The following is a 6,552-nucleotide window of genomic DNA, read 5'->3' as shown; positions in this document are numbered from 1 at the left end:
AAACACTCAACGCATATTCCTAAAAAGATACGCCAAGCTACCTAGACCAGTCTCACCCAGTCCAGACCGCCAATCATCATCCCTAAAGACAACAATCGCGCCGCCAGCATATCCCTTCCAGATACTCTCTCTATTCTCTTGTCAAAGAACCGCCGGAGCAGCATCGCCGTCCGGTGAAGGGGCTTTTACGGATATTAGCCCCCCCTGTCAACGCTATGCCAAAAACCCGAAAAACACACGGTATTCAGCCATAAAACACACATAACATTCACAAACCGCACCAAAAAAAATGCACGCAAAGTGAAAATTATATGAAAAAAGGAGGGGCAAGCCCCTCCTTTCCCCAAATCCGGTGCCGTGCGCCGGTATCAGTCGGCCTCGACCTCGGTGCCATTGATGGTCAGGTGGTCATCCTTCGCATCAACGGTCACGGTTTCACCGTCATGAATGGTGCCTTCAAGCAGCAGGCCCGCAAGCGGGTTCTGCAGGGCGCGCTGGATCACGCGCTTGAGCGGACGCGCACCATAGACCGGGTCGTAGCCCTCATTGGCCAACCAGGTCTCACCCCCCTTGTCGAGACGGAGCGTGATGTTGCGGTCAGCCAGAAGCTTGCGCAGGCGACCGATCTGGATTTCCACGATCTTGCCCATATCCGCCTTCTGCAGGCGGGAGAACAGGATGATCTCGTCCAGGCGGTTGAGGAACTCGGGCCGGAAGTGGTTGCGCACCACCTGCATGACCTCGGGCCGCACGCTATCAACCGATTCACCATCAGGCAGATGGGCCAGCACTTCAGAGCCAAGGTTGCTGGTCAGCACGATCAGGGTGTTGCGGAAGTCAACCGTACGCCCCTGCCCATCGGTCAGGCGACCGTCATCGAGCACCTGCAGCAGGATGTTGAACACATCCTCATGCGCCTTCTCGACCTCATCGAACAGGATGACCTGATAGGGCCTGCGGCGGACGGCCTCGGTCAGCACGCCGCCTTCCTCATAGCCAACATAGCCGGGAGGCGCACCGACGAGCCGCGAGACGGCATGCTTCTCCATGAACTCGCTCATGTCGATACGCAACAGGGCCTTCTCGTCATCGAACAGGAAGCGGGCCAGTGCCTTGCACAGCTCGGTCTTGCCCACGCCCGTCGGGCCGAGGAACAGGAACGAGCCGATGGGGCGGTTGGGGTCCTGCAACCCGGCACGCGCGCGGCGCACGGCGTTGGACACCGCCCTGAGCGCAGGCTCCTGCCCCACCACGCTCTTGCGCAGTTCATCTTCCATGCGCAGCAGCTTGGCGCGCTCGCCTTCGAGCATGCGGTCCACCGGCACGCCGGTCCAGCGCGAGACCACGGCGGCGATACCCTGATCGGTCACGGTATCGCTGACCATGCCATCGCCCTTGCTGATCTGGTCAGCCTCTTCCTGCGCCTTGGCAATCTGGGCCTGAAGCTGCGGCAGGCGGCTGTACATCAGCTCCGATGCCCGGGCGAGGTCACCCTTGCGCTGGGCGATCTCGATATCCGAGCGGATCTGATCCATTTCCTCCTGCAGCTTCTGCACCGCGTTCACGCGGTCCTTTTCGGCATGCCAGGCGGCGGTCAGCGCATCGGATTTTTCCTGCAGTTCCGACAGTTCGGCTTCCAGCTTGACCAGACGCTCCTTGCTCGCCGCGTCGTCTTCCTTGCGGATGGCTTCGCGCTCGATCTTGAGCTGGATCAGGCGGCGGTCGAGTTCATCGAGTTCCTCGGGCTTGCTGTCGATCTGCATGCGCAGGCGGCTTGCGGCCTCATCAACAAGGTCAATCGCCTTGTCAGGCAGGAAGCGGTCGGTGATGTAGCGGTTGGACAGGGTTGCCGCCGCCACCAGCGCGCCATCGGAAATACGGATACCGTGATGGAGTTCGTATTTCTCCTTGATGCCGCGCAGGATGGAGATGGTATCGGCCACCGTCGGCTCACCCACATAAACCGGCTGGAAGCGCCGGGCGAGGGCCGCGTCCTTTTCGATATACTTGCGGTATTCATCCAGCGTGGTGGCGCCGATGCAGTGCAGCACGCCACGGGCAAGTTCGGGCTTGATGAGGTTGGAGGCATCCATCGCGCCATCGCTGCGGCCTGCGCCCACAAGGGTGTGCATCTCATCAATGAACAGGATGATCTGGCCCTCGGCGGACTCGATTTCCTTGAGCACGGCTTTCAGGCGTTCCTCGAACTCGCCACGGAACTTGGCACCCGCAACCAGCGCGCCCATGTCGAGCGAGAGCAGCTTCTTGTTCTTGAGCGCCTCGGGCACGTCGCCATTGACGATACGCTGGGCCAGCCCTTCGACAATGGCGGTCTTGCCCACGCCCGGCTCACCGATCAGGACCGGGTTGTTCTTGCTGCGGCGCGCCAGCACCTGAATGGCGCGGCGGATTTCCTCATCACGGCCAATGACCGGGTCAAGCTTGCCCTGCAGGGCAACCTCGGTCACATCACGGGCATATTTCTTCAGCGCGTCAAAATTGGCTTCGGCGTTTTCGCTATCCACGGTGCGTCCCTTGCGGATGGTGGCAATGGCTTTTTCCAGCGCCTGGGGAGTGGCACCGCCTGCACGCAGGGCCTGACCGGCAGGCGTTTCGGATGCGGCGATGGCGGCGAGCAGGCGGTCCTGCGCCACAAAACCATCGCCCGCCTTCTGCGCCGCCTGTTCGGCTGCATCAAGCACGCGCACCAGTTCACCCGTGGCGCTGGGCTGGCCTGCGCCGCTGCCCTGCACCTTTGGCAGTTTGGCCAAAGCGGCCTCGTTGGCGCTGGTAATGGCGGGCACGTCACCGCCTGCGGCGCGGATCAGGGAAGACGCGGCACCCTGATCATCATCCAGCAGGGCCTTGAGCAGGTGCTCGGGCGTAAGCTGCTGGTTGTAGTCGCGCATGGCGATGGTCTGGGCAGCCTGCAGGAAACCGCGCGAGCGTTCCGTGAATTTCTCGATGTTCATATGTTTCTTCGTCCCTTTCAATCAGGCGACAATGATGGTTCTGCCTTTGCGCCGTCCCTCAACAGGCAACGGCAAGGCGCTGGAATCCAGATGGGGTCCAGCCGATGTTATTACAAGATGCCGGCTGCCAGTTTCCGTGCTTCCAGGCCGTGTCTGATCATGGGGTTAGCTGACCATTGGCGCAGGGTCCGCAACCTTGATCCAGATCAAGCTTGCCGTGCCTTATCGGCGTAACGGCCATTCGTCCGAAGGGTTATGGAGAAGCCCTGCACTGGTCATGGACGATTGATGCAGGATGCAAATCTGATCCCGCAAAAAATTATCAATAACCAAGAAGTTTTTGGTGAAGCTTTCTTCAAAAAGCTTCAGGGAAACGCCGCCTTCTTGAAAAAAGGCGGCACCCGGAAACTTATGTTTATTATTCTGGCTTACCAGCCCTGGCCGCCACCGCCGGGCCAAGCAGCAGCAGGTCGGCGGCCGAGAGGCGATCGGACGCATTGCTGGCCTGATGCCAGTAGGGATAGAGCAGCGGCGGCGCGCTTGCTTCATCAAGGCGGCTGATTTCTTCAGCGCTCAGCACAAGATCAGCGGCCTTGAGGTTATCGACAAGCTGCGCCTCGGTGCGCGCGCCGATGACGATGGAGGTAATGGCAGGCCGCTGCGCCACCCAGGCCAGTGCTACCTGGGCTGCCGAGATGTTGCGGGCCTCGGCAATGCTTACGAGCACTTCCACCACGTCATAGAGTTTTTCAATGTCATGAACCGGCGGCTCGCCCCATTTCTCGATCTGGCGCGTGCCTGCGGGCTGCGGCTTGCCGCGGCGATACTTGCCCGAAAGCAGCCCCCCGGCCATGGGGCTCCAGACCTGCACGCCAATGCCCTGATCGAGCGAAAGCGGCAGCAGTTCATATTCCGCCTCGCGCGCCTGGAGCGAGTAGTAGATCTGCTGGGCCACGGGGGCGATCAGCCGGTCACGCTCGGCAACCGACAGCGCCTTCATCAGGTGCCATGCCGAGAAGTTGGACACCCCGGTATAACGGATCTTGCCCGCGCGGGTCAGGGTATCGAGCGCTTCGAGCGTTTCATCAAGCGGGGTCTGGCCATCCCATTCATGCAGGTAATACAGGTCGATATGATCACGCCCCAGCCGCCTGAGGCTGGCCTCGCACGCGCGGATGAGGTGATAGCGCGACAGCCCGGCATCATTGGCGCCCGTGCCCATGGTAAAGCGGGCTTTGGTGGTGACCATGATGTCATCGCTACGGCCCTTGAGCGCGGCACCCAGAATTTCCTCCGACACGCCCGCTGAATAGATATCCGCCGTATCGAACATGTTGATCCCGGCCTCGATGCACAGGTCAAGCTGGCGGCGGGCACCGGCAAGGTCGGTGTCGCCGGTCTTGGCGAAGTCACCCTTGCCGCCAAAGGTCATGGTGCCCAGCGTAAAGGCTGAAATCCTGAGGCCCGAGCGGCCAAGCTGGCGGTATTGCATCTCTTTTCCTTCCCTGAATGTCTGTAAAACGCCTGCCACGTGGCATTACGCCAATAATGAAAAGTTTTTGGTGAAGCTTTTTTCAAAAAGCTTTGAAAAGACGGCCGCCTTCCTGAAAAAAGGCGGTATCCAGAAACCTTTATGATGACAGGGGCCACATACGGCAGGCTTCAGCCGGTATAGGTCACGTTCAGTTCGCCCACCCCGGCACAGGTGGCATGCAGCACATCACCCCGCTTGACCGGCCCCACGCCCGAGGGGGTGCCGGTCATGATCAGGTCGCCGGGCGCGAGGGTGACAAAACGGCTGAGGCAGGCGATGATTTCGGGCACGGACCAGATCATCTCCACCAGGTCGCCTTTCTGGCGCTGCTCGCCATTGATGCTCAGGGCAATGGCCCCGCTTTCGGGGTGGCCAATACGCGCGGCGGGCACGATGGCGGAAATGGGACAGGACTGGTCAAACCCCTTGGCCAGCGCCCACGGGCGGCCCGCCTTCTTGGCGGCGGCCTGCAGGTCGCGCCGGGTCATGTCCAGCCCGACCGCGTAACCATAGACATGCGAAAGTGCCTTCTCCACCTCAATGTCAGCCCCTTCGCGCCCGATGGCGGCGACAAGCTCCACCTCATGATGCAGGTCGGCCGTGCTGACGGGAAACGGCAGCAACCCGCCGCCGGGCACCACCGCATCACCGGGCTTGGCAAAGAAGAAGGGTTCGGAGCGCTCGGGGTTGCTGCCCATCTCGCGCGCATGGGCGGCATAGTTCTGCCCCACGCACCATATCCGCCTGACAGGAAAGACGCCCGCACTCCCCTCCACCGGCACGACAGGAAGGGTGTAGGGGGGAATTACGTAATCCGTCACGATACGGCGCTCCTGGCTGTTCATATCGGCGCGCATGGTGGCACCCGTGCCCGGTCGTGTCACGGCAAATGCGGGGCCGCCCCATGAAAGCGGACATAAAAAAAACGCCAGCCGGAACACTCCGGCTGGCGCTGAAAATACGGTGGCGACACAGCGCCCCCGCTATTTTGCACAGATCAGTTGCGGGCCTTGTCGACCAGCTTGTTCTTGCCGATCCACGACATCATGGCGCGCAGCTTCTCGCCCACTTTCTCGATCTGGTGCTCGTTGTTGCGGGCACGGGTGGCCTTGAAGCCGATGTTGCCGGACTGGTTTTCCAGGATGAAGTTGCGCACGAAGGTGCCGTCCTGGATGTCGGTCAGGATCTTCTTCATCTCGACCTTGGTTTCCGGCGTGATCACGCGCGGGCCGGACACGTATTCACCATACTCCGCGGTGTTGGAGATGGAGTAGTTCATGTTCGCGATGCCGCCTTCATAGATCAGGTCAACAATCAGCTTCATTTCGTGCAGGCACTCGAAATAGGCCATTTCCGGCGCGTAACCGGCTTCAACCAGCGTCTCGAAGCCAGCGCGGATCAGCTCGACCAGGCCACCGCACAGCACGGCCTGCTCACCGAACAGGTCGGTCTCGACCTCTTCCTTGAAGGTGGTCTCGATGATGCCCGCACGGCCACCGCCATTGGCGGAAGCATAGGACAGCGCGATTTCAAGCGCGTTGCCCGAGGCGTTCTGCGCCACGGCCACCAGCGACGGCACGCCGCCACCCTTCTGGTATTCCGAGCGCACGGTGTGGCCAGGGCCCTTGGGTGCGATCAGGAACACATCGAGGTCGGGACGCGCCTCGATAATGCGGAAGTGAATGGCCAGACCATGGGCGAAGGCGAGTGCGGCACCCTGCTTGAGGTTCTTTTCCAGCGATTCCTTGTACAGCGCGCCCTGGCCTTCATCAGGCGTCAGCACCATCACCACGTCGGCCCACTTGGCGGCATCGGCGGGGGTCATGACCTTGAAGCCAGCGGCCTCAGCCTTGGCAACGGCCTTTGATTCGGGGCGCAGGCCGACAACGATGTCGGTCACGCCGGAATCTTTCAGGTTGTTGGCATGGGCATGGCCCTGGCTGCCGTAGCCGATGATGGCAACCTTCTTGCTCTTGATCAGGTTCACGTCGGCATCGCGATCATAATAGACGCGCATGGTCTTGCTCCTTGGGGAATGAAAAAACG

The 6,552-nt window shown here is 61.0% G+C and carries 4 protein-coding genes; all 4 read right to left on the bottom strand.

What is annotated here, in order from left to right; translation table 11 throughout:
- Positions 1-368 precede the first annotated feature (368 nt).
- Positions 369-2,972, bottom strand: a complete 2,604-nt coding sequence (clpB, locus tag QEG70_RS06190) for an ATP-dependent chaperone ClpB (protein ID WP_308719847.1) — start codon at positions 2,970-2,972, stop codon at positions 369-371.
- Between the two features lie 418 nt (positions 2,973-3,390).
- Positions 3,391-4,464, bottom strand: a complete 1,074-nt coding sequence (locus QEG70_RS06185; RefSeq protein WP_308719846.1) for an aldo/keto reductase — start codon at positions 4,462-4,464, stop codon at positions 3,391-3,393.
- Between the two features lie 170 nt (positions 4,465-4,634).
- Entirely contained in the window at positions 4,635-5,351 is a 717-nt protein-coding gene (locus tag QEG70_RS06180) for a fumarylacetoacetate hydrolase family protein (RefSeq protein ID WP_308719876.1), read from the bottom strand.
- 152 nt (positions 5,352-5,503) lie between these two features.
- Entirely contained in the window at positions 5,504-6,523 is a 1,020-nt protein-coding gene (gene ilvC / locus QEG70_RS06175) for a ketol-acid reductoisomerase (protein ID WP_010515698.1), read from the bottom strand.
- Positions 6,524-6,552: the final 29 nt, after the last annotated feature.

This window comes from Komagataeibacter xylinus (assembly GCF_031081985.1).
GTDB classification, from domain to species: domain Bacteria; phylum Pseudomonadota; class Alphaproteobacteria; order Acetobacterales; family Acetobacteraceae; genus Komagataeibacter; species Komagataeibacter xylinus_E.
Note: the sequence above shows the minus strand (reverse complement) of the source record. Positions and strands in the feature narration are given on the sequence as shown.

What these genes read in the sequence shown, in the direction of transcription:
- ilvC (WP_010515698.1), bottom strand. Translation starts at nt 6,523, where the DNA reads ATGCGCGTCTATTATGATCGCGATGCCGACGTGAACCTGATCAAGAGC.
- QEG70_RS06180 (WP_308719876.1), bottom strand. Translation starts at nt 5,351, where the DNA reads ATGAACAGCCAGGAGCGCCGTATCGTGACGGATTACGTAATTCCCCCC.
- clpB (WP_308719847.1), bottom strand. Translation starts at nt 2,972, where the DNA reads ATGAACATCGAGAAATTCACGGAACGCTCGCGCGGTTTCCTGCAGGCT.
- QEG70_RS06185 (WP_308719846.1), bottom strand. Translation starts at nt 4,464, where the DNA reads ATGCAATACCGCCAGCTTGGCCGCTCGGGCCTCAGGATTTCAGCCTTT.